At 57.2% G+C, this 21,537-nt stretch carries 27 protein-coding genes and 4 pseudogenes; 18 read left to right on the top strand and 13 right to left on the bottom strand.

The features are described 5' to 3' along the window. Positions 1-255: 255 nt before the first annotated feature. The 5 genes and pseudogenes from PHA01_RS28770 to PHA01_RS28750 all read right to left on the bottom strand — a co-directional run. Complete coding sequence (locus PHA01_RS28770; protein ID WP_271899671.1) at positions 256-552, bottom strand: hypothetical protein; 297 nt, start codon at positions 550-552, stop codon at positions 256-258. 38 nt (positions 553-590) lie between these two features. Beyond that, complete coding sequence (locus PHA01_RS28765) at positions 591-806, bottom strand: hypothetical protein (protein WP_271899670.1); 216 nt, start codon at positions 804-806, stop codon at positions 591-593. 24 nt (positions 807-830) lie between these two features. Further along, the gene (locus PHA01_RS28760; RefSeq protein ID WP_334312064.1) at positions 831-1,355 is read right to left on the bottom strand and encodes a DUF2231 domain-containing protein; all 525 of its coding nucleotides are present in this window, start codon (positions 1,353-1,355) and stop codon (positions 831-833) included. Positions 1,356-1,755: 400 nt separating this feature from the next. Then, positions 1,756-1,926: a hypothetical protein gene (locus tag PHA01_RS28755; RefSeq protein ID WP_271899669.1), complete on the bottom strand. Its 171-nt coding sequence runs from the start codon at positions 1,924-1,926 to the stop codon at positions 1,756-1,758. A gap of 106 nt (positions 1,927-2,032) precedes the next feature. Next, a pseudogene (locus PHA01_RS28750) lies at positions 2,033-2,339 on the bottom strand (cupin domain-containing protein); the annotation flags it as partial. 894 nt (positions 2,340-3,233) lie between these two features. Here PHA01_RS28750 and PHA01_RS28745 point away from each other — a divergent pair. Further along, positions 3,234-3,887 (top strand): response regulator transcription factor, encoded by a 654-nt coding sequence (locus PHA01_RS28745; RefSeq protein ID WP_271899668.1) that lies wholly within the window; start codon positions 3,234-3,236, stop codon positions 3,885-3,887. Between the two features lie 17 nt (positions 3,888-3,904). Here the strand turns inward: PHA01_RS28745 and PHA01_RS28740 are convergent, their stop codons facing one another. After that, positions 3,905-4,633: a MipA/OmpV family protein gene (locus tag PHA01_RS28740; RefSeq protein WP_271899667.1), complete on the bottom strand. Its 729-nt coding sequence runs from the start codon at positions 4,631-4,633 to the stop codon at positions 3,905-3,907. 14 nt (positions 4,634-4,647) lie between these two features. On the opposite strand from PHA01_RS28740, the pseudogene PHA01_RS28735 reads away from it, so the two are divergent. Next, positions 4,648-5,541: pseudogene (locus PHA01_RS28735) on the top strand (NAD(P)/FAD-dependent oxidoreductase); the annotation flags it as partial. Continuing rightward, the gene (locus PHA01_RS28730; protein WP_271899666.1) at positions 5,538-6,386 is read left to right on the top strand and encodes a sugar phosphate isomerase/epimerase family protein; all 849 of its coding nucleotides are present in this window, start codon (positions 5,538-5,540) and stop codon (positions 6,384-6,386) included. The pseudogene PHA01_RS28735 and the gene PHA01_RS28730, both read left to right, overlap by 4 nt. Positions 6,387-6,571: 185 nt before the next feature. On the opposite strand, the pseudogene PHA01_RS28725 reads toward PHA01_RS28730, so the two are convergent. Further along, positions 6,572-6,730, bottom strand: a pseudogene (locus PHA01_RS28725) (LysR family transcriptional regulator); the annotation flags it as partial. Here PHA01_RS28725 and PHA01_RS28720 point away from each other — a divergent pair. Continuing rightward, positions 6,711-7,091, top strand: a complete 381-nt coding sequence (locus PHA01_RS28720; protein ID WP_271899665.1) for a methyltransferase domain-containing protein — start codon at positions 6,711-6,713, stop codon at positions 7,089-7,091. The pseudogene PHA01_RS28725 and the gene PHA01_RS28720 sit on opposite strands and share 20 nt — an antisense overlap. Positions 7,092-7,221: 130 nt before the next feature. Then, positions 7,222-7,323 (top strand): SAM domain-containing protein, encoded by a 102-nt coding sequence (locus PHA01_RS28715; protein WP_271899664.1) that lies wholly within the window; start codon positions 7,222-7,224, stop codon positions 7,321-7,323. A gap of 471 nt (positions 7,324-7,794) precedes the next feature. Here PHA01_RS28715 and PHA01_RS28710 read toward each other — a convergent pair whose 3' ends face one another. Further along, on the bottom strand, positions 7,795-7,995 hold the full coding sequence (locus PHA01_RS28710; RefSeq protein ID WP_417021063.1) for an FCD domain-containing protein: 201 nt from the start codon (positions 7,993-7,995) through the stop codon (positions 7,795-7,797). A 100-nt stretch (positions 7,996-8,095) separates the two neighbouring features. On the opposite strand from PHA01_RS28710, the gene mdcA reads away from it, so the two are divergent. The 10 genes from mdcA (at position 8,096) to PHA01_RS28660 (ending at position 16,585) form a co-directional block, all read left to right on the top strand. After that, on the top strand, positions 8,096-9,742 hold the full coding sequence (gene mdcA / locus PHA01_RS28705; RefSeq protein WP_271899663.1) for a malonate decarboxylase subunit alpha: 1,647 nt from the start codon (positions 8,096-8,098) through the stop codon (positions 9,740-9,742). Positions 9,743-9,758: 16 nt separating this feature from the next. After that, positions 9,759-10,076 (top strand): malonate decarboxylase acyl carrier protein, encoded by a 318-nt coding sequence (gene mdcC, locus PHA01_RS28700; RefSeq protein ID WP_271899662.1) that lies wholly within the window; start codon positions 9,759-9,761, stop codon positions 10,074-10,076. Further along, the gene (locus tag PHA01_RS28695; protein ID WP_271899661.1) at positions 10,073-10,972 is read left to right on the top strand and encodes a biotin-independent malonate decarboxylase subunit beta; all 900 of its coding nucleotides are present in this window, start codon (positions 10,073-10,075) and stop codon (positions 10,970-10,972) included. The genes mdcC and PHA01_RS28695 overlap by 4 nt, the downstream gene beginning before the upstream one ends. Further along, complete coding sequence (locus PHA01_RS28690; protein ID WP_271899660.1) at positions 10,959-11,675, top strand: biotin-independent malonate decarboxylase subunit gamma; 717 nt, start codon at positions 10,959-10,961, stop codon at positions 11,673-11,675. Before PHA01_RS28695 ends, PHA01_RS28690 begins: the two co-directional genes overlap by 14 nt. Then, positions 11,668-12,315 (top strand): malonate decarboxylase holo-[acyl-carrier-protein] synthase, encoded by a 648-nt coding sequence (gene mdcG / locus PHA01_RS28685; RefSeq protein ID WP_271899659.1) that lies wholly within the window; start codon positions 11,668-11,670, stop codon positions 12,313-12,315. Before PHA01_RS28690 ends, mdcG begins: the two co-directional genes overlap by 8 nt. Continuing rightward, complete coding sequence (mdcB, locus tag PHA01_RS28680) at positions 12,312-13,163, top strand: triphosphoribosyl-dephospho-CoA synthase MdcB (protein WP_271899658.1); 852 nt, start codon at positions 12,312-12,314, stop codon at positions 13,161-13,163. The genes mdcG and mdcB overlap by 4 nt, the downstream gene beginning before the upstream one ends. Continuing rightward, positions 13,157-14,077, top strand: a complete 921-nt coding sequence (locus tag PHA01_RS28675) for an ACP S-malonyltransferase (RefSeq protein ID WP_271899657.1) — start codon at positions 13,157-13,159, stop codon at positions 14,075-14,077. The genes mdcB and PHA01_RS28675 overlap by 7 nt, the downstream gene beginning before the upstream one ends. Positions 14,078-14,185: 108 nt before the next feature. Continuing rightward, entirely contained in the window at positions 14,186-14,965 is a 780-nt protein-coding gene (locus PHA01_RS28670) for an alpha/beta fold hydrolase (protein ID WP_271899656.1), read from the top strand. 518 nt (positions 14,966-15,483) lie between these two features. Further along, a complete protein-coding gene (locus tag PHA01_RS28665) occupies positions 15,484-15,951 on the top strand; it encodes an ADP-ribosyltransferase-containing protein (protein ID WP_271899655.1) in 468 nt (155 codons plus the stop codon). A gap of 460 nt (positions 15,952-16,411) precedes the next feature. After that, on the top strand, positions 16,412-16,585 hold the full coding sequence (locus PHA01_RS28660) for a hypothetical protein (RefSeq protein WP_271899654.1): 174 nt from the start codon (positions 16,412-16,414) through the stop codon (positions 16,583-16,585). A gap of 214 nt (positions 16,586-16,799) precedes the next feature. On the opposite strand, the gene PHA01_RS28655 is transcribed toward PHA01_RS28660, so the two are convergent. Next, positions 16,800-16,991, bottom strand: coding sequence for a hypothetical protein (locus tag PHA01_RS28655; RefSeq protein WP_271899653.1), 192 nt, complete (start codon positions 16,989-16,991; stop codon positions 16,800-16,802). Between the two features lie 393 nt (positions 16,992-17,384). After that, on the bottom strand, positions 17,385-17,705 hold the full coding sequence (locus PHA01_RS28650; RefSeq protein WP_271899652.1) for a hypothetical protein: 321 nt from the start codon (positions 17,703-17,705) through the stop codon (positions 17,385-17,387). 246 nt (positions 17,706-17,951) lie between these two features. Here PHA01_RS28650 and PHA01_RS28645 point away from each other — a divergent pair, with 246 nt between their 5' ends. The 3 genes from PHA01_RS28645 (at position 17,952) to PHA01_RS28635 (ending at position 19,770) form a co-directional block, all read left to right on the top strand. Next, positions 17,952-18,344 (top strand): ketopantoate reductase family protein, encoded by a 393-nt coding sequence (locus PHA01_RS28645; protein WP_334312063.1) that lies wholly within the window; start codon positions 17,952-17,954, stop codon positions 18,342-18,344. A gap of 4 nt (positions 18,345-18,348) precedes the next feature. After that, entirely contained in the window at positions 18,349-18,807 is a 459-nt protein-coding gene (locus PHA01_RS28640) for a ketopantoate reductase C-terminal domain-containing protein (protein ID WP_334312066.1), read from the top strand. Positions 18,808-19,221: 414 nt separating this feature from the next. Continuing rightward, positions 19,222-19,770, top strand: a complete 549-nt coding sequence (locus PHA01_RS28635; protein ID WP_271899650.1) for a DUF3455 domain-containing protein — start codon at positions 19,222-19,224, stop codon at positions 19,768-19,770. 102 nt (positions 19,771-19,872) lie between these two features. Here PHA01_RS28635 and PHA01_RS28630 read toward each other — a convergent pair whose 3' ends face one another. From PHA01_RS28630 to PHA01_RS28620, 3 genes and pseudogenes are all read right to left on the bottom strand, one after another. Further along, the gene (locus tag PHA01_RS28630; RefSeq protein ID WP_271899649.1) at positions 19,873-20,241 is read right to left on the bottom strand and encodes a response regulator transcription factor; all 369 of its coding nucleotides are present in this window, start codon (positions 20,239-20,241) and stop codon (positions 19,873-19,875) included. 146 nt (positions 20,242-20,387) lie between these two features. Then, positions 20,388-20,977: pseudogene (locus PHA01_RS29565) on the bottom strand (response regulator transcription factor). After that, positions 20,977-21,537: sensor histidine kinase (locus tag PHA01_RS28620; protein ID WP_271899648.1), on the bottom strand; the 561-nt coding region annotated here is incomplete at its 5' end. The gene PHA01_RS28620 and the pseudogene PHA01_RS29565, both read right to left, overlap by 1 nt.

The following is a 21,537-nucleotide window of genomic DNA, read 5'->3' as shown; positions in this document are numbered from 1 at the left end:
ACGTAGAGGACGGCGATGGCAATGTCCAATTCCGTCAAAGTGTCCAACAGGAAAATCGCTGAGGTAATGAGTCCTGCAGCAAGAGGTGAAAATCTTGACATGCGATTCCCCAACTTCACGGGGTTCATGTCGTCGGCTATCGTTCCAGGCTCTAACCGACCCGAGAGTGATGTCATGACCCGCGTCACCCGTTCCTTCGATAAATCTTAAACGAGAGTTGCTCGCGTTTGATCGGATGGTTCCGCGCGTGCTCCATCACGAGCCGTTGTTCGGCACATAAATGCAAATCGACTTCGGCATCTTCGGATCGCCGAGCCTCGTGCACCTGTGGTACTTGGCATCCTTGGACATCTTTACGCGCTTGTCGGCATAGGGAATGACTTCGCCCGTGCTCTTGATCCGGAAGCCGCTCGACTCTGTGCCGACGTTTTGGTCCTGTTCCTCAAAACAATCCATCGAGGAACAGCATTCAAATCCATAAGCCCACCCGGACGGGGCATCATGTGCCGCGGCAGGCGCTGTGGCGAGAAGCACGAACATCAAGGTTCTCATGACTATTCCTCATCAAAATCCCTCCAGTTGAATCAAAACTATCCGCTGAGATTTTGACGCTGATTGTCAGACGGACTGCCGAAATACGGTCGTTCGACAACGCCGAAGGTCTTTTCCCATTCGAAGGCCATCTCCGGGGTCAGCCCGTCAAGCATGTGCTGCTTGTACCCTGCACTGTATCTCCAGGCATCCGCACCGCCGTAGTCGTAACGGAGCGTTTGATAAACCCAATAACGATAGAGAATCCATTCCATCGGAGTATCCTTTCCGGTGCTGGCCTACCCCAAGCGCCAAACCCCTTGAGCGACTTCAACGGGCGGGCTCCGGTTCTCGATCAACAATGGACGGTCCGACGTCGCCGAGACTCCTATGCCATCGCGGAAAACCATGACGAAGCCCATCCACTCGGTAACCAGGAGCACGACAACGGTTATTGCAGACAAAGTCAGTCCCCAGGGAACAACCGAAGTCCATGCGTCATGCGTATGTATGAACATATTAAAAAGGGCCAAAACCAAAACGATCACGCTGCCGATGAGATGGATGCGGACGGATGTCTGAACCCGCACGCGGGGCTCACCCAGAAAATCGACCAGTGTGGCTATGAAGGCGAGAGCCCCCATGATCAGGCCGACTGTGACGAGCCATGCGGAGAAGTCGGCCCACATCATCTCCGCGGTCCGCGAATAGGTAATGTCGGTGAGCAGAGCCCCGATGAACCATACGATGGGGAAAGGTGCGAGCACGGCACGGATCGGCACTCCGCCTATACTGGCTGTTACGCGCGGGTAAACTCGGGGCATCGGGAAGTCCTTTTCTGTGTACAGCCGATCGCGTCCGGCCGAGGAGCGAACCAACGCGCACGCCGATCTCTTGCGGCGCGTGCGCGGGCATGAGTTTCTTGAGCCGGCGGTCACCGTCTAAACCACATCCAATTTAGGGGTCTCTCTTGAGGCTCGGCAAAAAACATCCTCGAAGTGGGTACGCAAGTATGCGAGGGTCGGCCGGTTTTGGATTGCAGCAAAAACGCATTCCTTGAATGAACAACTCACATTGGCCACGGGACCGATATCGACGCACGCCTGTCTGTATTGATAAGGAGCTTAGCGGAACGGACATAAGACCCCGAGACGGTATTCCGCAAAGCACGGAAGTTTTCCTCGCGTCTCCAAACTTCGGGCTTTAACGGGAGACACCTGATCTTCATGTATCGTCGGGCGAACGGCCGAGGATGATGCCTCGTGCGACGAAGGACTGTCCCTGCATCTCGCACATCATGGCGCTGTTGACGTGTGGACCGTAAATGACGTCGAGGGCCGTGTCCGACTGGCAGTCGGGCGGCAATATCCCAGCCGCCACGGTTACTTGGAGCATTCTGGATTCCTTTGCGTTCAGCCCCTCTTCCCGACGCGCTGTTTTCGCATTGGTCCGCAAGGTTTTAATGAAGGCTCAAGGCGCCGAGGAAGCGGCTCCGCAACATTCAGCTTAACGGGCGCACGGGATTTTTGGTTTTCTGCAGCGCGTTTGTTACCTGCGGCTCAAGATTGAGGTGAGCCTTCAACAGCTCGGGCGGTGTGAGAGCTAGCCATTGATTGAGTGAGAGATCGGCATAGTAACTGCTCTTGAACACTTCGAGAAAACGCAGCGGCTCATTTCCGGTGTTCTCGACATAGTGCCCCATGGCATAGGGAACATAACCCACGTTGAAAGTCGAAGGTACGGGCCTGACCCGATGACGCAAATACCCCCATGCGGCCTTGCCCTTGGATGTAATATTGCCACTCGTCCAGCGCCACGACTTGGCCGCGGCACTTGATCTGCAGCGCGGGCCACAGTCGTGGCTGCGGCCAGCAAACCACCTGCAGCTCCGGCAGTCAGGACCTTTCGACGTGACAGGGCTTTCATTTCGATCCACTCCAAAAGCGTGTTGCAGACGTTCCAGCCGAATATCGACCCTCCAACAACCATAGCATTTCGGCGCTCGCGGAATTGATCAAACGCTGCGCAAATTGGACGATCCGACCATCCGGTTTTCAATCCGCCGGGGTTTATTACAGGCAAAACAAGGACACCATTGCCCGTTTCCCCGCAAAAGATGATGGAAGAAATCTGACCGGCCCTGCGTTTAGGGAGCATCATGCAAGATCAATCCCTGGCCCGGATGCTGGTTCGCGGAAGGTTCCTCGTATTTGCGGTTGCGCGAGACTGATGGGCGGACACACCAGCGAAGTCCACGCCAAGGTGAGTCAATCGCGGCCTCAACGAGGACACTCGCCATCCGGTCCGGATGCGTGTCGGCGGCGGCACTGTGCGCGATAATGCCATCCGAAACCATGTGAGCGTCGAGTGTTTTTGGATTGCAGCAAAAGTGCATTCCTTGAATTAAATCATTACAATTGGGTTTGCTCTGATCTTTCCCGGGCCGAACCCATTCGGCGTCTGCAGTCGTTTGACCGAGAGGAGCGAAGTGCTGCTTCAGGAGGCGGGTACAGCGTTGATCCTAAGACACACGCGGAGCATGTCCCCTTCCAAATCCACGATTTCTGTTCAAGATTTCGGGTCGGGTGTGGCCCACGGTGTTCCCATGCGTCGGCTGCTGCCCGTCCTTCTGCACTATTGAAAGACATTGCAGATGCCGTGATGAGTTGCCCAACCGGCTTTGATGCAGAGGCAAGGACGGCATGCGACTGTTGTTGATCGAAGACGACGCAAGTCTCGGTTCCGTATTAAAGAGAGCGCTGGAGAAGCATTCCTATGGCGTGGATTGGGTACAGGACGGGGAGTCCGGGCTCGCTGCGATTGAAGACCTGAATTATAGCGTCGTCATTCTCGAACTCAACTTGCCTAAACTCAGTGGATTGGAGGTTGTCCGGTCAGCACGGCAAAAGAACATCACGGTTCCGATATTGCTCCTCTCCGCCATGGACAATCCGATGCAGAAGGTCGAGGGACTTGACGGCGGCGCTGACGACTATCTCGTCAAGCCGTTCGACCTGGACGAACTTCTGGCGCGCCTCAGGGCCTTGTGTCGAAGGCATGACGGACGCCCGCAAGTCGTGCTGAAATCCGGCAATGTCGAAATCGATCCTGCCGCCATGGTTGTCCGCGATGCTTCGGGGCAGGTCCCGATGACGGCAAAAGAGTTCCAGATGCTCATGCTCCTGGTGGAGCGTGCCGGAAAGTACGTGACAAAAAGCGATATCGAGTATGCGCTCTACAGCGCCGAAAGCGCAGTGGAAAGCAACACCACCGAAGTGATGATCTACAATTTGCGCAAGAAGCTCGGCAGCGACTTCATCAAGTCGGTCCGCGGTATCGGATACATCGTCCAGTAGAATCCCGACGCCCCGCGTCAAAACCCGATGTGGAACGACCGGCTCAACACTATCCCGATGGTATTCTGATCGGGCGTTCCAATGTCGGTAACGATGGGGCTGTCCGCAGCATCGCCAACGAGCCTGTTGTATTTGTCGTAGACCAAGAGGCTCGTTTTGGGATTGATCTGGTAGGTCGCACCAACCACGAAACCAACGGATTTGAAGCCTGCGTCCGGTGAGAACGCGCTAAGGCTGCCGTTGGCGAGCGCTTCCCCAGGGCTGATGCCGAAGCTGTTCTCCATGTAGGTCCCATCGGCGAATGATGCACGGGGGCCGGCGGAGAGCAAAAACTTGTCGCCAAAAGGTTGGAACCAGTCGATGGCGAGATCCGCGACAAAGCCGTCGTCGCTCTGGACGCCCTGGCGGGCTTCCGCTCTTACGCGCAGCCGGTTATCGATCACCCAGTATTGTGCAAATGCGCCCACATCGACACTCCAGTTGACCTCATGCACGCCATGGACATCCGAATGTGAACGGCTGCCTCTGATATTGGCGGCGGGTCCTATCTCCAGTCCGCCCAATTCGAGTACCGTAAAGTCAATACTGTCGTCAGGAGCGCTGAGGCCTGCAGGCTGGTTTGCCCGGCGGATGTCGAAGTTCGGAACGAAGCTGAAATCACTGTCGCCCGACCCTTCGAATGTAGGACCAAATTCGGTGCCGGCACCCAGGGTCACAATCCAGCCGGGATTTGGATCAGCGGACACTGTCGGAACTTGCGGGAGCACGTCCGAGAAAGCTCACATGTCCCGGTGCAGAGCTCGCGCTCGATTTCCGAACCCATGGCGACGCCGAGGCGATTTTCTCCAATGCTGAGCCGGGTCGGACCGTTGCAATCATCGGCGGTGGTTTGATTGGAATGGAACTCGCAGCGGTGCTGCGCGGCAAGGATATCGCTGTCAGCATCGTTGAAGCTGCAACGAGGCCGCTAGGGCGTGCCGTTCCCGCGCGTTTCGCAGAAGCGCTGTGTACAAGGCACGTCGATGAAGGCGTTCGCTTCTTCCTGGGTCAAGGTGTCGCCGCGATCAACCATGACGCGGTAGTGCTGGCCGATGACACTGAGGTACCTGCGGACATGGTGGTTAGTGCTATCGGTGTAATGCCTGAGATTGAGTTGGCGAAAGCGGCAGGAATTACGACTGGCAACGGTATCCTGACAGACGCTTTTCTTCGCACCAGTGTGTCTAATATCTTCGCTGCGGGCGACTGCGCTGCGGTGCTTCAACCCGGAGGCAGGCACATCCGGTTCGAGAGTTGGCGGAATGCGCGCAGCCAAGCAGAGATAGCGGCGCAAAACATGGTGGGTGCGGAAAACGCATTCGCTACCAGCCCATGGTTCTGGTCCGATCAGTACGATCTTGGCCTGCAAGTGACAGGATCACCGGAAGCCGGGCATCAAACCGTAGTGCGCCCTCTCGCGGATGGTGAGATGGAGTTTTACTTGGACAGCGGGCGTCTTGTGGCTGCGGCGGGTCTTGGCATCGGCAACGGCATAGCAAAGGATATCAAGCTGGCCGAAATCCTGATCGGCACAGGCGTCAGCCCCAACCCGTTGGAACTGGCGGACCCAAGTGTGAACCTCAAGACGCTCTTAAGAAACGCCCGAGTCGCGTGATGCAAAAACTGCTTGTCTTCCAATCGCTATGGGCCATGGAACGCCGCCACACTGACGGGCGCGAGCGCGGTCTGCGTGAGAATATCGCCATGATTTCAGAGGCTGGTTTCGACGGTGTCAGTGCACACTATACAAGTCGACGGGACGTTCTGCAGCTGCACGAAACCATTCAAGGTACGGGTTTGAAGATCGAAGGCGTCTGTTTTCCACGCAGCGTCGAGGATTTGCGTCTGCCGCTGGAGCTTGCTACGGAATTTCCTGTCACCCATATCGACCTGCAACCCGATATCCGCCTGCGCCGGATAGAGGATTGTCTTCCCCTTCTCGATGGCTGGATGTGTCTCGCGGAAGAAGCGCGAATTCCCGTGTTCATCGAAACTCATCGTGACAGAATGACGACCGACCTGTTCTTCACGCTGGATTTGCTGGATCGGCGTCCCGAACTGCCGCTGTTGGCTGATCTCTCACATTTTTTTGTCGGCCGGGAATTCAGCTTTCCAGTTGATCAGGAAAATCACGTTATGATTCAACGCATATTACACAATACGTGGGCTTTCCACGCCAGGGTCGCATCGCGCGAACAGGTCCAGATCGAAATCTCGTTTCCGCACCATCGGCCTTGGGTGAATTTGTTCCTCGAATGGTGGGACCACGGCATTCGTATTTGGCGTAGTCGTGCTTTGCCGGAGGCGGAGTTGGTTTTTACGTGTGAGCTGGGGCCGAAACCTTACGCCATCAGCGGACCGGACGGCAACGATATGAGCGATAGATGGTCTGAAGCACTTCTGCTTCGGCAGATGCTTCAAGAGCTTTGGGCTGCAACTTCTTCAACCCAGGCATGTTGAAATGAACCACTTTAATCGGGTAGTTATTATTGATTTTGCTTTAGCCCGACATTGCTGATTAGACGCACAATCCAAATCTGATATTTTCAAGTGCTTAAGCACTCGCTAGTGGTCTGTGGGATGACAGCCTGAATTGATCGAGGACGTGCCGATCGGCCTATGCTTACGTGTCTGCGATGGCGCGATCAGCCAGTAAGGGCAAGGCCTCCGTGACGGCCAGTGTCCCTCTCAATCTCGCCGACTAGGCTGTCTAGAGCTGGGTTTCTCGATTTCCTTGCGCGGCGGACGACATACGCCAGGGCTGGTGGCCGAGGCAGTCGGTCCATGACGACGTGCATCGACGGTTCCTTTGAGGCGCTTGTGGCACACACTTTGCTCAGCCACGTCGACGACCCGATAGTTGTTCTCAGGGAGGCAGCGCGGCTCGTTCGATCCGGCGGTATGATCGGTATCTTCGACGGCGACTACGCCTCCTTGACATTCGGACATGCCGATTCAGACAAGGGACAAGCCTATGACAATGCAGTCGTCAGCGGCGTAGTTACAAGTCCACGGGTGATGCGGCAGATGCCCCGCCTTGTTGAGGCGGCCGAGTTGCAGCTCGTCACCACGTTTCCCTACATTCTCGCCGAAATTGGCAAGCCGATTTTTGGGCACCAGCTATTGAATCCTTCCGCCGACTGCTACCCAAAGCCGGCGTCATGACCGATGAAGAGGCAAATGCCTGGGCCGAGGGCCTGCAGAACGATTCTGCTAACGGTGTCTTTTTCGGTGCAAGCAATTTTTATGGCTACGTCGACGGCCATAGGCTCTGATACACAGCGAGGTAGTCGTCATGTCGGACATCGCCTCATGGCTGGGCAAGCTGGGACTGGATAAATACGTCGAGACGTTTACCCTCAATGAAGTCGACCTGCGACGCGCTCCGGCATCTTGATGACCAGGGACTTGAAAGAGCTGGGCCTCCCTCTCGGCGCGCGTCGCAAGGTCCTTGCGACCATAGGTACACTCAAACACCGCACAGAATAGCGGTTACGGGAGGCCGAACGACGGCAACTTACCGTCATGTATGTCGATCTTATAGGATCGACCGAGTTGTCACAGCAGCTCGATCCCGACGAAGCACCCTGAAGAGCTATTCAGCAAATTTTGCTGGTGGAGCGAGCCCCATGGGTTTATTTTTTTGTTCCAGATATTGAAGCCCACTCGATACCCGTCAGATGGGCGCTCTACACAATTGCATGTTCTTCCGTGCCCGTCGGCACTGGCAAAAACGGGGTTCGAAACGCTCATTTCCAACGGCAACCGAGAGCTGAAAGCCCGGGTTGCTGGCGGGAGTACGGCGGCGATCACGGAGATCCTTGGGCTTTTATCGCAATTCGGCAAAAGTTGAGAAAGCGGGGGAGTCCTAGCGCGCAACTGCAATCGCTTGTTCGGCAAGGAAGCCATTGTGAGTGGCGCGATATATACCCTCGTGGAATTTGAGGTTGAAGGCGTCGCAGGCATGGAAATCACCCCGCACGACTAGCTGCTCGGAGGCATCGTGCAATTCTATCAGATGGCTACGCCCAAGCGGTGTCATCCGATAGGCCGCCAGCCTGACGCACATTCTAAGCACCGCTCGGCTTTTAGCGACCACACCTAAGTATAATAGAGCTTCGATCGTTGCCTCGCTAAGACTGGGACAAGTTGTGCACGGAGTACCAGAAATGCGGAACTGGAGTACACAAAAGGAGGCTCTCGCACTGCGACGCTATGCCGGCCAGCGCTATGCCTGCGGCAAAAGCGTCGCCTTGGATGACCTCCCTCGATTCCTGGAAGCAGTCCTCCGGCCAGGTGATCGCGTCTGCCTGGAGGGCGATAACCAGAAGCAAGCCCATATACTCGCCAAGGCACTTGCCAATCTCGATCCCGGTAAGGTCCATGATCTCCACATGGTGCAATCGGGCGTCGTGCTGTCGGAGCATCTCGATGTGTTCGAAAAGGGCGTCGCCAAGCGGCTGGACTTCTCCTATTCGGGCCCGCAATCGACGCGCATCGCGCGCATGCTGTTCGGTGGCAAGATCGAGCTCGGCGCCGTCCATACCTATCTGGAGCTCTTCGCCCGCTATTTCATCGATCTGACGCCGCAGGTGGCGTTGATCGCCGCGGTCAGCGCCGATCGGGATGGCAACCTCTACACTGGCCCCAACACCGAGGACACACCGACTGTCGTGGAGGCAACCAGCTTCAAGAGTGGCTTGGTTGTGGCGCAAGTGGCCGAGATCGTCGACAAGGTGCCGCGCGTCGATATCCCCGGAGACTTGGTCCATTTCGTCGTTGACGCAAAGAAACCGTTCTATGTCGAACCGCTGTTCACCCGCGATCCGGCCGCGATCACGGAGACGCAGATCTTGACGGCAATGCTCGCCATCAAGGGGCTCTATGCGCCCTACGGTGTTCGCCGTCTCAACCATGGCATCGGCTTCAACACCGCCGCCATCGAGCTGCTATTGCCCACCTATGGCGAAAAACTTGGTCTGAAGGGCAAGATCTGCACGCATTTTGCGCTCAATCCGCATCCCACGCTCATTCCGGCAATCGAGGCGGGCTGGGTGGAGCAGATCCACAGCTTCGGCTCCGAAGTCGGTATGGATAATTATCTCTCGGCGCGGTCCGACATCTTCTTTACCGGTCCGGATGGATCACTCCGCTCCAACCGCGCGTATTGCCAGGTCGCGGGGCTCTATGCCTGCGATATGTTCATCGGCTCCACTCTACAGATCGATCTCCAGGGCCATAGTTCGACGGTTACGACCAACCGCATCGCGGGTTTTGGCGGTGCACCCAACATGGGGTCCGATTCGCGCGGCCGTCGCCATCCGAGCGAACCCTGGCTGAAAGCCGGCGCTGATGCTGATCCCGATGCCGCAGCGGGCCTGCGCCGCGGGCGTAAGCTGGTGGTACAGATCGGCGAGACCTTTGGCGAAAAGAACGTACCGCTGTTTGTAGAACGGCTCGATGCTCTGGAACTTGCGGACAAGCTCGACCTCGATCTCGCGCCAGTCATGATCTACGGCGATGACGTCAGTCACATCATCACCGAGGATGGAATCGCCAACCTCTTGCTCTGTCGCGACAACGACGAGCGCGAACAGGCAATCCGCGGTGTTGCCGGTTACACCGATGTCGGCCGGGCACGTGACCGCAAGATGGTCGAACGGCTGCGCGCGCGCGGCGTCATCCGCCGCCCGGAGGATCTCGGCATCGATCCGCTCGATGCGGACCGCCGCATGCTGGCGGCACGCTCGATCAAGGATCTCATGCTCGCCTCGGGTGGTCTTTACCAGCCTCCGAGCCGCTTCCGGAATTGGTGAAGAGGAAGATCAGCCCTTGGAAAAGCTCAGTTTCACAATGAAGGCATCAACCGCCGCCGCCGGTACCCGTGCAAGAGCCATCGTCGGCGTCGTCGCCTCTGGCAATCTGGAAGTTCTTCTCGAGCGTGATTTACCAGCGAACGTTTGCGTAGTTGATATCGCTACGGCGGTGCACGGTTTTGCGGCTGTATGGGCAGCGGTGATCGATGATTTCGTGATGCGACGCTCCGCGGGCGGCTTGCATATTTCGATCAATGACGGCGGAGCACGACCGGACATGGTCTCCCTGCGTCTCGCACAAGGTGTCCGTTTGATCGAGGAGCTTGAAGCATGACATCTGCAAACAGTTGGTATGAAGCCGGCGCACGCCAGCGGGTCGCAGCATTGCTCGATCCGGGTAGTTTCGTAGAATTTATCGGCCCCGAGCAGCGTGAGAGCAGCCCGCATCTGGCGATTTTCGATCTGCCGGAACAATTCGACGATGGCATCATCGTCGGTCGAGGTACTCTCGAAGGACGCCGCATATTGGTAGCGGCTCAGGAGGGACGCTTCATGGGCGGTGCTTTCGGTGAAGTGCATGGCGCCAAGCTCACCGGCCTTCTGCGGGCCGCCCGATCGCTCCGAGAACCTGTGCTGATCCTGTTCGACACCGGTGGTGTCAGGCTGCAGGAGGCCAATGCCGGCGAAATCGCCATTGCCGAAATCATGCGCGCACTCGTCGAGGCGCGAATGGCTGGCGTGCAGGTCGTCGGCCTGATCGGCGGCCGCGCCGGATGCTATGGCGGTGGCAGTCTGATCGCCGGTTGCTGCTCTGCCTTGATCGTTTCGGAACAGGGTCGCATCAGCGTCAGCGGTCCGGAAGTGATCGAGACAAACAGGGGAGTTGAGGAATTCGACTCGCGTGACCGCGCCCTGGTCTGGCGAACGATGGGCGGTAAGCACCGCTATCTGATCGGCGGCGCCGATGCCTTCGCCGATGACGATGTCCTGGCCTTCCGCGAAGCTGCGCTCATTGTGCTTGCTGAGAACGGCCGGCTTGATGCCGACGTGCTGGAGGCCGAGCAGCAACGTCTCGAACACCGCCTCCACCGTTTCGGCAAGGCGCATGATGCCATTGATATCTGGACAGACATTGGCGTCAGCGAGCCGACCGAAATCCCAGGCCTTGCAAACGACGAATTTCTGCGACGCATTGCGGACAAGCGGGAGACGGCCAATGGAGCTCGCTGATATCTTGGCTTCGCTGTTCCCGGGCGGCCATGAGGTGGCTGTCACAGACAATCTGATCTCCGGTAGCGGCATCATCAACGCAATCAAGGTTCATGTCATCGGCATCGCCGGTCAAAGCCCGCTCGGCTGCGAAGGTGCGCTCATCCTTGCCGGCCATGTGCTGGAGATTACGCGCAAAGGGAGCGCTGGGCCCGTTCTCGTGCTGATCGATTCCTCCAGTCAACGGATGAGCCGGCGTGACGAACTGCTGGGCCTCAGCGAATGCCTGACCCACTTGGCCAAGACGCTGCTGCTGGCTGGGGCGCAGGGTCATAGGACCATCGGCCTGCTCTATGGCGGTAGCGCTGCCGGCGCCTTCATTGCGACCGCACTGGCCACCGGCACGCTTGTCGCACTCCCGGGCGCGCACCCGGCTGTGATGGATCTGCCGTCGATGGCACGTGTCACCAAACTGCCGATTGAGGTCCTGAAGGCGAAGGCCGAGAAGACACCGGTGTTCGCGCCAGGTCTGGAAAACCTGGCGCAGACCGGCGCCATTCACAGCGTATGGAACCCCGATCAATCGCTTGCCGAACAATTTTTCGCACTCCTGGCCGAGCAGATCAGCCACGACGCACGTGATCGCTTGGGAGAAAGCCGTGGCGGGCGCCCAAAAGCGGCCTCCATTGCCGAGCGCGTCGAAAAGGAGGCATCCCATGCCTGAGATTTTCCCGCGCCACACCATGGTAAAACCCTCGCCGCGCGCATGGGCCGAATTGATGGTGCAGCGCCCCGACCTGGCGAATGAGCCCCTCGTAGCGGGATGGGTCGATGCCGGCTATCCGCTTGTCGTCAGACGGCCGCTCTGCAGCGACGATGCGCGAAAGGTGGCTCTCGGTGTTCCTCTGCCGCTCGCACAGGGGAAACGCCGCATCGCGGTAACGCTCAATCCGGACGATATCCTGCGCGCAGATCCGCCGCCGTTGCTGTCCGCCGCCGTCCTATCAGCACCCGCCTGCTGGCACCCATGCATCGCCCAGTTGATCCGCCTTGATGCAACTACCCGGGTCTTTGGCAGCCTGGCTTGGGAGTGCCTTACAGCGTTGCCTTACCTTTCCGCTGCCTCGGACCTCGATCTACTGTGGTATTTGCCGCCCGGTGGCGATGTCGACGCCCTTCTTGAAGGCATCGCGGCCATTGCCGAGATCACATTGATGCGTATCGACGGCGAGATCCATAGCAAAGCGGGCGCCGTGCAATGGCGGGAACTGTGGGATGGCGGCGCAGAGAGTGTCCTCGTCAAAGGACCGCGCGACGTGCGGGTTGTCTCCCGGGCAGAATTCTTCGCGGGAGGCATGCAATGATCGCTACGACCTCGCCCGCCTATACGTTCGAGCCGAGATTCACGAGTGAAGATGTCGGCCGTCTCGCAGCACTGTGCCTGAGGCTGGAAGTCGAGACCCATCCGAAGCCGGGCCTTGTCAGTCACATCGACAACGGCGCGCATTGTGACATGGACGCCGTGCTGCTGATCCGCAGCGCGGAAACACTCGCCCCCTTTCTTGCCGATCTCGCAGCGGCGGGCGCCGTAGGTGCTGGCATGGATCGCCTGCGTGCCATCGGCATCGCCGCCGAACGTGCCATGCTCGCTGCAACCAGCGGTGTGAACACTCATCGTGGCGCAATCTTCGGCTTGGGGCTTCTTGCCGCCTCCGCCGGCTTTCGACATGTTTACGGCGTACGCCGCTCGCTCGGTGCGATCATCGCCGAGCGATGGGGAGAGGCTATTCTGACGGGCCCGGTTTCTTTACACAGCCACGGCGCCAATGCGGCACGATACTATGGCTCTGGTGGCGCTCGCACCGAGGCCGCACAGGGCCTACCGTCGGTCTACAAGATCGCCCTTCCCGCACTTCGAGCCGGCCGTGCTTTTTCTCGCAGCGACGAGGCAGCGCGCGTCCATGCCTGCATGGCTCTGATCGCTTCTGTCGAAGACACCAATCTCCTGCATCGGGGTGGACCGGCCGGGCTGGCCTTCGCACAGGCGCAGGCGTCGACCTTCCTGGCGGAAGGCGGTGTGGGACAAACGGACTGGCAAGCCCGGGCCACTGCTATTCACGGAGCTTTCATCGCCCGCAACCTTAGCCCTGGCGGGTGCGCAGACCTCTTGGCCATGGCGCTGTTTGTCGATCGTCTGGAGGCACCATGCTAGCTCTGCTTTGCGGCGGGCAAGGCCTGCAGTCCGCGGATATGTTCAGCCTCGTTGCCGACCGGCCGGAAGCGGCAGCGATCTTCGAGGAGGCCACGCGCCTTCTTGGCGAAGACCCGCGCCATCTGGTGCAGAATGCCACAAGCGATCGACTAGCCACTAACCGCACCAGCCAGATCCTCTCTGTGACGGCGGCGCTGACGATGCATGCCTGCATTCAAGATGCTCTGCCGGAGCATCTCACCGTCACCGGCTATAGTGTGGGCGAGATGGCCGCTTGGAGCATCGCGGGCATCTGGACCGCGGCAACTGCCTTGAGGCTCACTGACGAACGCGCGCGCACCATGGACGTCGCGGGAGGCATTGGCGGACGGCTGGGTTATGTCCGTGGGTTGCGGCGGGTGGCGATCGAGCGCTTGACAGAATCTCATCATTGCGCGATCGCGATCACCAATCCCGGCGATCTGTTCATAGTAGGCGGCCGTGAGCCCGATGTCATCGCGGTCTGCGCCGCGGCCTTGGCGGCTGGCGCAGCGCGCGCCGATCTTCTCGCCGTGAAAATCGCCTCCCACACAACTCATCTCGCAACCGCAGTCGCCCCCCTGCGCGCGGCGCTGGCAACCGAGATATTGGCTGAGCCGATAGCCGGTCACCTGCTGCTAGCCGGCGGCGACGGCGAGCGCGTCGTCGCAGTGGCAACGGCAGCGGCGAAGCTGGCTGCCCAAGTCGCAACCCCAGTCGATTGGGCTACAACCCTAGACGTCCTTTCCGAATCGGGCGTCGACCGCGCCCTGGATCTCGGGCCTGGGCACGCGCTTGCCGAGATGGCGCGCGAAGCGCTTCCCGACGTTCAAAGCTACGCCGCCGACGCTTTCCGTTCCGTAGCAGGAATCCGCAAGTGGCTCGCGACCGGATAAGCTACGACGCCCTGGCTGCGTACCGATTCCTACCGCTCCGGGTTCCCACTCTGAGACTGCATGTCCGCATACCATCCATCAAATTGTCCAACACAAAGGAACCAAATCATGATGATGAACAGACGCACTTTCTCAGCCGCCCTTGTTGCCGGCGCCGCCGCCACCCTGGTCTCGTCCCGCAGCATGGCTGCGGCTTCCGTGCCGGCAAAGGCGCGCAACGTTGTCTTCGCGCACGGTCTGTTCGCCGACGGATCATGCTGGTCCGAGGTGATCGCACGATTGCAAAAGGCGGGCGTCAATGCCACCTCGGTACAAAATCCCCTGACGACGCTCCCCGAAGCGGTTGCGTCCGTCCAGCGGGTACTGGCACAGCAGGATGGCCCGACAGTTCTAGTCGGACATTCCTTTGCCGGGATGATTGTCAGCGAAGCCGGTGTGCATCCCAATGTCTCGGCGCTTGTCTACATCGCGGCGCGGGCACCGGACGCAGGCGAGGATTACGCGGCGCTGGCCAAGACATTCCCCACGCCACCGGCAACCGCTGGCATCGTTTTCGACGGCGATGAAGGACGCCTCAGCGAGACTGCATTCCTGCACGACTTTGCGGGCGACCTGCCTGAAGCAAAGGCCAAGGTACTTTATGCCGTCCAGGAGCCGTTCCAAAAAGCTCTTCTCACCGGCAAGACCACGCAGGCAGCCTGGCGCTCGAAGCCGAGTTTCTATGCTGTTTCGACGGAAGACCGGACAATCAACCCGGACCTCGAACGCTTCATGGCGAAACGAATGGGCGCCAAGACGATAGAAGTGAAGGCAAGCCATCTTTCGCTGATCTCCCATCCCGACAAGATCACCCAATTGATCCTGGAAGCAGCTGGTCAGCGCCCGTAGCTCTTTCCTGAACTGCTTCGCGGCCAGATCACGATGTTCGCCGAACCAGAACTCTACCGTGCCCCAAAACGATCGATGGCGCGGTTGGATATCCCTGCGACCATCGGCCGAGCCTCGGACTAAGTGCGCCGCTCGCTTACCATGAACCAATGTCTAACGGTTTGATACGAGGGTATAATATAAAACGCCGACAGTTTCCCCAAAACTATAATGATTGCAGCGGCGATCCGTTGTTGTTGTGGCAACACCGCTCATGGCGAGAAATGTTGATTGGAACGTAAATGCCTCATAGATCAATGAATGGAGAAACTCCCCAGGCGGCCAACCAAACGCGAAGCCTCCAGGTCACCATAGACGGCCTTACAGCCAACCTCGACAGCGCCGTTGAGGCAGCATTTCTTCATGGCGCGACCGAATGGGTTCGTCTTAATCACCCAACGCACTACGAGCGGCTGCTCATGAGATTTGACGACAGCGCCTCGCTGGGCGAGCGCAGGTGTCTCCACTGAGGTCGTACGATGTCCACATTCACTCTGATCCTGTGCCACGGCACCGATGCCGATTTCAGAGGCTTCGACTTTAGCGAGTGCAACGACAGCGGTGCATTCGGCCGCGGATTCTATTTCTCCAACGATATGGAGCTTGAGCGGCAATATTCGAACGGTCTCGATCCGGTCGTCGCCAAGGTGACACTGCAGAACCCCTATGTTCTTGATAAACGTGTTTCGTACGACGAGTGGATCGCAGCCACGAGAATTTTTCGGCCGATCGAGCATGCACGCGAGAGATTGATAGGATTGGGGTATGACGGGGTCCTGCTCCTGCAAGACAGCTACGTCGAAGTCGTCGCTTTCTACCCTAGACAAATTCAAAGCTTCGACCGCAGCCCCGATCTCGCAATTCCCGATACGCGAAAACGGAACACCCCGCCTTTGTTGAAGCTCAGATCCTTGTTAGGGCGATTTCGAACATATCCCTCAAGCTGAACATTAGTTGATGTTCATGAACTCGCTGAAGAATGAAAGAAGGGAGAACGAGTATGCCTCTTTGTAGAACCACAAAATTGCTGCTGGGTCTCGTGGTGGGAATAGTCTGTTTGATGTCATTGTCGCTGGCGGGCAATGCGCAAAGCATGATGACGAAATCCAACAAGCAGACCGGCAATCAGACAGCCGGTTACCATCATGCGTGGCCTCGTCGACGCTCGAATTTTGTTGGCAGAAAGCAGCGTGCCAGCAAGAGATTCAGAGTCTGGAAAAGTCTTCTAGCTTTTAATGCTGTCAGGTTGCTCCTGACTGTCCGACATATTTTTCTCACCACTTCCTCATGACAACCAACGTTTAGTTGATGCAAACCAGTGTATAATTCAAAACGCTGACGTCCGTTCATACTTCATTGGAGGCAGTATTTTTATTCTGCAAATTGTCAAAGATGATTGGACTGAACATGAGCACGATTCAAAGAACTGATCCTTCCGCAATCCGCACTGAGGAACTCGAACACCAACTCTACGACGCTGTGGAAATAGCATACCTGCGCGGCGCAAGCGAATGGGTTCGCATTCACTATCCGCAGTATTATGAGCGCTTGCATATGCAATATGACAGTTGCGCAGCTTGAGCGACACGAAGGCCGCATTGGCAAGGTTAAGGCGCGCGATTTGCGTCCTTCAACCTCGTTCCTGAGTTTGCTTTCCAATCCGGCCCCCGTTTTACCGGGGAGCCGGATTTGAGTTGTCAGTTACAGAAGTAGGGATCGCAGTATCCGTAATTATCGTCGCGGCGGAAGTCCCTAAAGTGATCTCTGCGGCCATCAAAGCGATCATGACTTGCCATCACGCCACGAGCACTGCCGAAGATGCCACCTGAACCGAACATACCTCCATGGGAGCGTCCGCCGAAGCTGTGATCGCCACCGCCGATGCCGCGACCGAAACCATGGTCACCTCTTCCACCGAAACCTCGGCCACCACCTCCGAAACCATGACCGCCGCCAGAATCCCCGCTATGGCTGCCACCGCCGCCATGTCCGCCTCCTCCACCGCCATGTGCCATTGATTCAGTCGCCGAGCCGACGGCTACCATTGCTCCTAAGGCCAATACCGCCAGGGTTGTTACAGATTTTCTCATAACTCACTCCTTAACTTGTAAGCTTTCGTATCCAATACAAAAGCAAACTAGATCTAGGTGCGCGCGTGAGAGGCTTTAATTATACGATGGTTTATGCAAACTGATCCAGTAGTTTTAGTGACATTACTCGCAACTTGTCAGGTATAACTTCTTGCAAGGTCGCTTGAGCACCCGTATTGACGCTGCTCGCAGACACAGTTACTTGATCAAGCGTTGATCATATCAGTCGTCGAATGGGCTGGCCGATGGGAGATCAGCCCATTCGGAGGGTTCTTCAAAGGGCTGGCTGACTACCGGCAGTAAGGATAGCCTCCGCCGAAGAGAAACGGGAATCCGCACGAATAGTAGGGGTTTCCCCAGTAATAATCGTGAGATTCAAAGCGCCTGAAGTCCCGGAAGTGACCTCGGTTGTGATAACCATAGTGGTTGAAATGGCCGCGGTTCCCATGAAATCCGCCAAAGTGATGACCACCGTGGAAGCCGTGGCTTCTGAAGAACTCGTGACCGCCGCCGCGGCCTCCGTGTCCGCGTGCCATCGTTTCTGTCGCTGAGCCAACTGCCATCACAGCGCCCAAGGCCGCTACCGCCAGAATTGTTGCCGTTTTTCTCATAATTCACTCCTAAATATCATGTTCTGTTTTTCATGGGGAGTTACTTTGATGTGGGGGCGGTAAGTGCTCCGGACCAATCAGAGTTTGGTGATGGAATTGTGTACGGGCCGTGAGGTTCTCGGCCCCAAGTCTTCCGCGCGGATGCAAGTGAGCTATTTTTTTTGCGCGAGGCGGTTGAGTGCGATTCTGTCGCATGTGATTCCCAATTTTGGTCATTAGGTATCCAAAACGACCGTGAAAACATCGATGCTCACCATGACGAAATCCCGACCTTTAAAAGTATGCATCTATGGTGCTGGAGCTATTGGGAGGACCATGGGTGTCCTTCTGGCACTGGCAGGAGCCGAAGTCAGCGTCATCGCGCATGACGCAACGCTGGCGGCAATCAAGAACGACGGCCTCCAATTGATGAAAGACGGCAAGGCTCAACGTGTTCATGTTCGGGCAACCGATGACCCCTCTCAACTGGAACCCCAGGATTACGTGATCGTGTCAGTGAAAACGCCATCGCTTGAGGATGTGGGTCCAGACGGTCGGCTGCGTCGTCTACATGGCTTGCTCTGTCGATGCGCCCGGAAAAATCCGGCACAATGGTGGAAACAAGCTCATTATTGGCTATGCGGACAACAGCTAGGTTGACGGGCTGGACGAAATCGAGGACCTGCTCAACACGGCAGGGTTTTCATGTCACGTCACCGCGGCCATACGCAATGATATCTGGCACAAATTGTGGGGTAACCTCAGCATCAATCCGATCAGCCTGCTTACGGGCGAGACAAGCGACATCACCATCAATGATCCTCTGGTTTACGAACTCTGCGTCCACATGATGCAGGAAGCTGCGGCGATAGGCGAGGCCATCAATATTCCGATGACTATGTCGACAACGGACATGATCGGACGAGCCAAGTCCTTGGGCGCGTTTAAAACATCGATGCTGCAAGACACAGAAGCTGGAAAGCCCATTGAATTGGATGCCTTGTTAACGGTAGCACATGATATAGGAAAGATCGTCGACGTGCCGACGCCGTTTATCGACAGTGTGTTGGGCTTGGCGCGATTGCGCGCTCGAAAGCTGGGGCTTTTCGACAGGGCCGCATAAAAATTATGCGGGGCCAGGTCGGGAGCGGATGCCAGTTACTGACACGTTTAGGCAACCGATACCTATGTATACTTACGCCTCGGGCAGATTGTTTGTAACCCTTTTGTTGTGCTTGTCGAACACCGATAGGCTTGGTAGTTCCCCCGGCTACCACGCTTCAGTTTCCCCCCGGCTGAAGCACGGACATTCCTCCGTTGTGTCCGCAAAAGACCGCCTGGGTCGTCCTCTGGGCGGTCTTTTGTTGTCGAGGGCGAGAAACACCAGGAAGGGTAGAATGAAGCAGAATGCTTGCAGCCGCGTTCAACTCGGTTCTGACATCCGGTGCTCTGATCTCCGGATCATCGGCTTCTCCCCACGGGCACAAAATTCACCGCGGCCAAGTGCAAGGTCTCCCATCAAAGGGACTGACATGAGATGCAACGTTTGACAGAGGTTTCGTATTATCGTTCACCGGATTGGAATCCCTCGATGTTCACTCGCTCGCTATTCACTCTTGCTGCTCTTGCGGTTTTTTCGGTTTCCGCGGTCGCTCAGGACATTCCTGCACAGCTTGCGCCTCCGCAAGGTGCCACGCTGCTAGGAAGGTACGCCGCGAAGGGCGTTCAGATATACGTCTGTCGTTTAAAAGGGATCACAAACGAATGGGATTTCAAAGCCCCCGAGGCCGAGCTTACCGACGCACGGGGCAGGCCGTTCGCCAAGCACTATGGCGGTCCGACATGGGAAGCGGACGACGGCTCCAAGGTCGTCGGCAAGGCCTTGGTAACCGAGCTCGCACCGAAGCCGGGCGCGGTTCCCTGGCTGTTACTGTCGGGGGATTCTTCCTCATCGGGGATACTTGGCGGGGTACGTTTTGTCCAACGGGTGAACACCGTCGGCGGAGCTAGACCGACCGGTGGGTGTCCGACTGTCGGATCAGAGCTGCGTGCCGATTACACGGCCGACTACATCTTCTATAAGTGATTATCCTCTCTGATATCGGCTTAGCGGATTGCGTCCAGTGCGGCGACGCCGCTGGTGTATCGGGGAGATCTCCAACGGTGCTCAATGAGCCTTCGACAAAGTTCACTGGGCCAGGCAATGTTCGATGCGATCGAGCACTTCTTCACAATCAAAAGGTTTTTTGAAATAGGCAATAGCCCCAGCTGCCATGACCTGCCTGTGTATGCGCTCATCCTCGAATGCCGTAATGAATATGACGGGCGTGGTGTCGCCAATCCTGCGCAGCGTATCGAAGAGTTCTACCCCACCCATCCCCTCCATCTGCACGTCCGTTATCAGGCAGTCAATTTCGATGGAGTCTCTTTGGGCCAGAAAGGCTTCAGCGTTTGCAAAACCATGGACATCGAGCCCATGGGAGCCGATCAGATTCTGCAAGGCAGCCAGCAGGGATGCGTCGTCCTCGACGACAGCTATGGATTTCAGGTTGGACAAGGAAAGCCTTTTTCGTACTCAACGCGCTTTAAACAACACTTCTGACAAATGCGCCCGTACCCGACGAAGTTCAATCATACTCAAGTTTAAATGGTTTATATCCAGCGATTACGGTTTCAGGCGAGGCAGGATCGTCTCATATCCCTTTACAAGCTCGGCAAACGCCGCACTCCCATCTTCTCCATCACATGGCCGCGATGGATTTTTACCGTTATTTCACTGACGCCCAGTTCGTGGGCAATCTGTTTGTTCATGAGGCCGTCGGTCACCAAGGCCAACACCTCGCGTTCGCGCATTGTCAGGGTCTCATAACACGTCATGAGCGCGGATACTTCGTCATCGGCAGCTCGGCGGCTCCGGTCCAGCGCCAACGCATTGGAAACTGCATCGAGCATGTCCTGGTCGCGGAACGGCTTGATGAGGAAATCGGTCGCCCCCGCCTTCATCGCCCGTACCGACATCGGAACATCGCCGTGGCCCGTCATGAAGACGATCGGAATGTTGTTGCCAATCTTCGCCAACTGGTTCTGAAAGTCGAGGCCACTGACACCGGAAGCCGGATATCCAGGACAAGGCAGCACTCCGGCGTGCCCTTTGCAAGACGAGCCAGGAGTTCCGATGTTGAACCGAACATCTCGACACCCATTCCGACCGATTCAAACAGATTGCGCAACGCCTCCCGCATGTGCACGTCGTCGTCAACGACAAAGACAAGTGGGGATGTTGGCTTCACCATCAACTGGCCTCCGTCTTTACGGGAATGGTGAATTCGAATGTCGTTCCCGCACCCTGCAGGGAATTCGCGGTAATGCTCCCTCCATGGGCAGTCACGATGGAGCGGCAAATTGACAAGCCCATTCCCATGCCGTCCGGCTTGGTCGTGTAGAAGGCACTGAACAGCTTTTCCCGGGTTTCAGGTGTAAGCCCCGGCCCGCTATCGTGAATCTTCACGAGGGCCGCACGTTCATCGGCGATCGACTCGATGAGCAGTTTCCGAATATTTTCTGATGCCTGTGACATCGCCTGAATGGCGTTCAATACGAGGTTCAGTATTACTTGCTGCAATTGCACCCTGTCGCCACAAACCTGCGGGAGATCGGCAGCCAAAGCAAATTCTAGGCTGACCCGATTGATGTCGATTTCCCTTTGAACCAGCGCAACCGTCTCTTCCAGAACCTCGTTCAAATTGACGTGTGACGCGACGGGAGACGATTTCTTCGACAAGGCACGCAGGTTCTTGATGATCTCGCTGGCGCGTTTGGCATCGGCTACCATGCTCTCCATCGAAGATTGAAC

The sequence above is a fragment of the Candidatus Phyllobacterium onerii genome, from assembly GCF_028331445.1.
GTDB lineage: Bacteria > Pseudomonadota > Alphaproteobacteria > Rhizobiales > Rhizobiaceae > Phyllobacterium > Phyllobacterium onerii.
This window is presented reverse-complemented; position numbering and strand designations above follow the sequence as displayed.

Coding starts and splice junctions, on each gene's coding strand:
- PHA01_RS28670 (WP_271899656.1), top strand. CDS start 14,186: ATGATGATGAACAGACGCACTTTCTCAGCCGCCCTTGTTGCCGGCGCC.
- PHA01_RS28720 (WP_271899665.1), top strand. CDS start 6,711: ATGACGACGTGCATCGACGGTTCCTTTGAGGCGCTTGTGGCACACACT.
- PHA01_RS28755 (WP_271899669.1), bottom strand. CDS start 1,926: ATGCTCCAAGTAACCGTGGCGGCTGGGATATTGCCGCCCGACTGCCAG.
- PHA01_RS28770 (WP_271899671.1), bottom strand. CDS start 552: ATGAGAACCTTGATGTTCGTGCTTCTCGCCACAGCGCCTGCCGCGGCA.
- PHA01_RS28710 (WP_417021063.1), bottom strand. CDS start 7,995: ATGTGCGTCAGGCTGGCGGCCTATCGGATGACACCGCTTGGGCGTAGC.
- PHA01_RS28745 (WP_271899668.1), top strand. CDS start 3,234: ATGCGACTGTTGTTGATCGAAGACGACGCAAGTCTCGGTTCCGTATTA.
- PHA01_RS28650 (WP_271899652.1), bottom strand. CDS start 17,705: ATGAGAAAAACGGCAACAATTCTGGCGGTAGCGGCCTTGGGCGCTGTG.
- PHA01_RS28660 (WP_271899654.1), top strand. CDS start 16,412: ATGAGCACGATTCAAAGAACTGATCCTTCCGCAATCCGCACTGAGGAA.
- PHA01_RS28695 (WP_271899661.1), top strand. CDS start 10,073: ATGACATCTGCAAACAGTTGGTATGAAGCCGGCGCACGCCAGCGGGTC.
- PHA01_RS28690 (WP_271899660.1), top strand. CDS start 10,959: ATGGAGCTCGCTGATATCTTGGCTTCGCTGTTCCCGGGCGGCCATGAG.
- mdcA (WP_271899663.1), top strand. CDS start 8,096: ATGCGGAACTGGAGTACACAAAAGGAGGCTCTCGCACTGCGACGCTAT.
- PHA01_RS28645 (WP_334312063.1), top strand. CDS start 17,952: ATGCTCACCATGACGAAATCCCGACCTTTAAAAGTATGCATCTATGGT.
- PHA01_RS28635 (WP_271899650.1), top strand. CDS start 19,222: ATGCAACGTTTGACAGAGGTTTCGTATTATCGTTCACCGGATTGGAAT.
- PHA01_RS28760 (WP_334312064.1), bottom strand. CDS start 1,355: ATGCCCCGAGTTTACCCGCGCGTAACAGCCAGTATAGGCGGAGTGCCG.
- PHA01_RS28665 (WP_271899655.1), top strand. CDS start 15,484: ATGTCCACATTCACTCTGATCCTGTGCCACGGCACCGATGCCGATTTC.
- mdcG (WP_271899659.1), top strand. CDS start 11,668: ATGCCTGAGATTTTCCCGCGCCACACCATGGTAAAACCCTCGCCGCGC.
- PHA01_RS28715 (WP_271899664.1), top strand. CDS start 7,222: ATGTCGGACATCGCCTCATGGCTGGGCAAGCTGGGACTGGATAAATAC.
- PHA01_RS28765 (WP_271899670.1), bottom strand. CDS start 806: ATGGAATGGATTCTCTATCGTTATTGGGTTTATCAAACGCTCCGTTAC.
- mdcB (WP_271899658.1), top strand. CDS start 12,312: ATGATCGCTACGACCTCGCCCGCCTATACGTTCGAGCCGAGATTCACG.
- PHA01_RS28675 (WP_271899657.1), top strand. CDS start 13,157: ATGCTAGCTCTGCTTTGCGGCGGGCAAGGCCTGCAGTCCGCGGATATG.
- PHA01_RS28655 (WP_271899653.1), bottom strand. CDS start 16,991: ATGGCGGCGGTGGCAGCCATAGCGGGGATTCTGGCGGCGGTCATGGTT.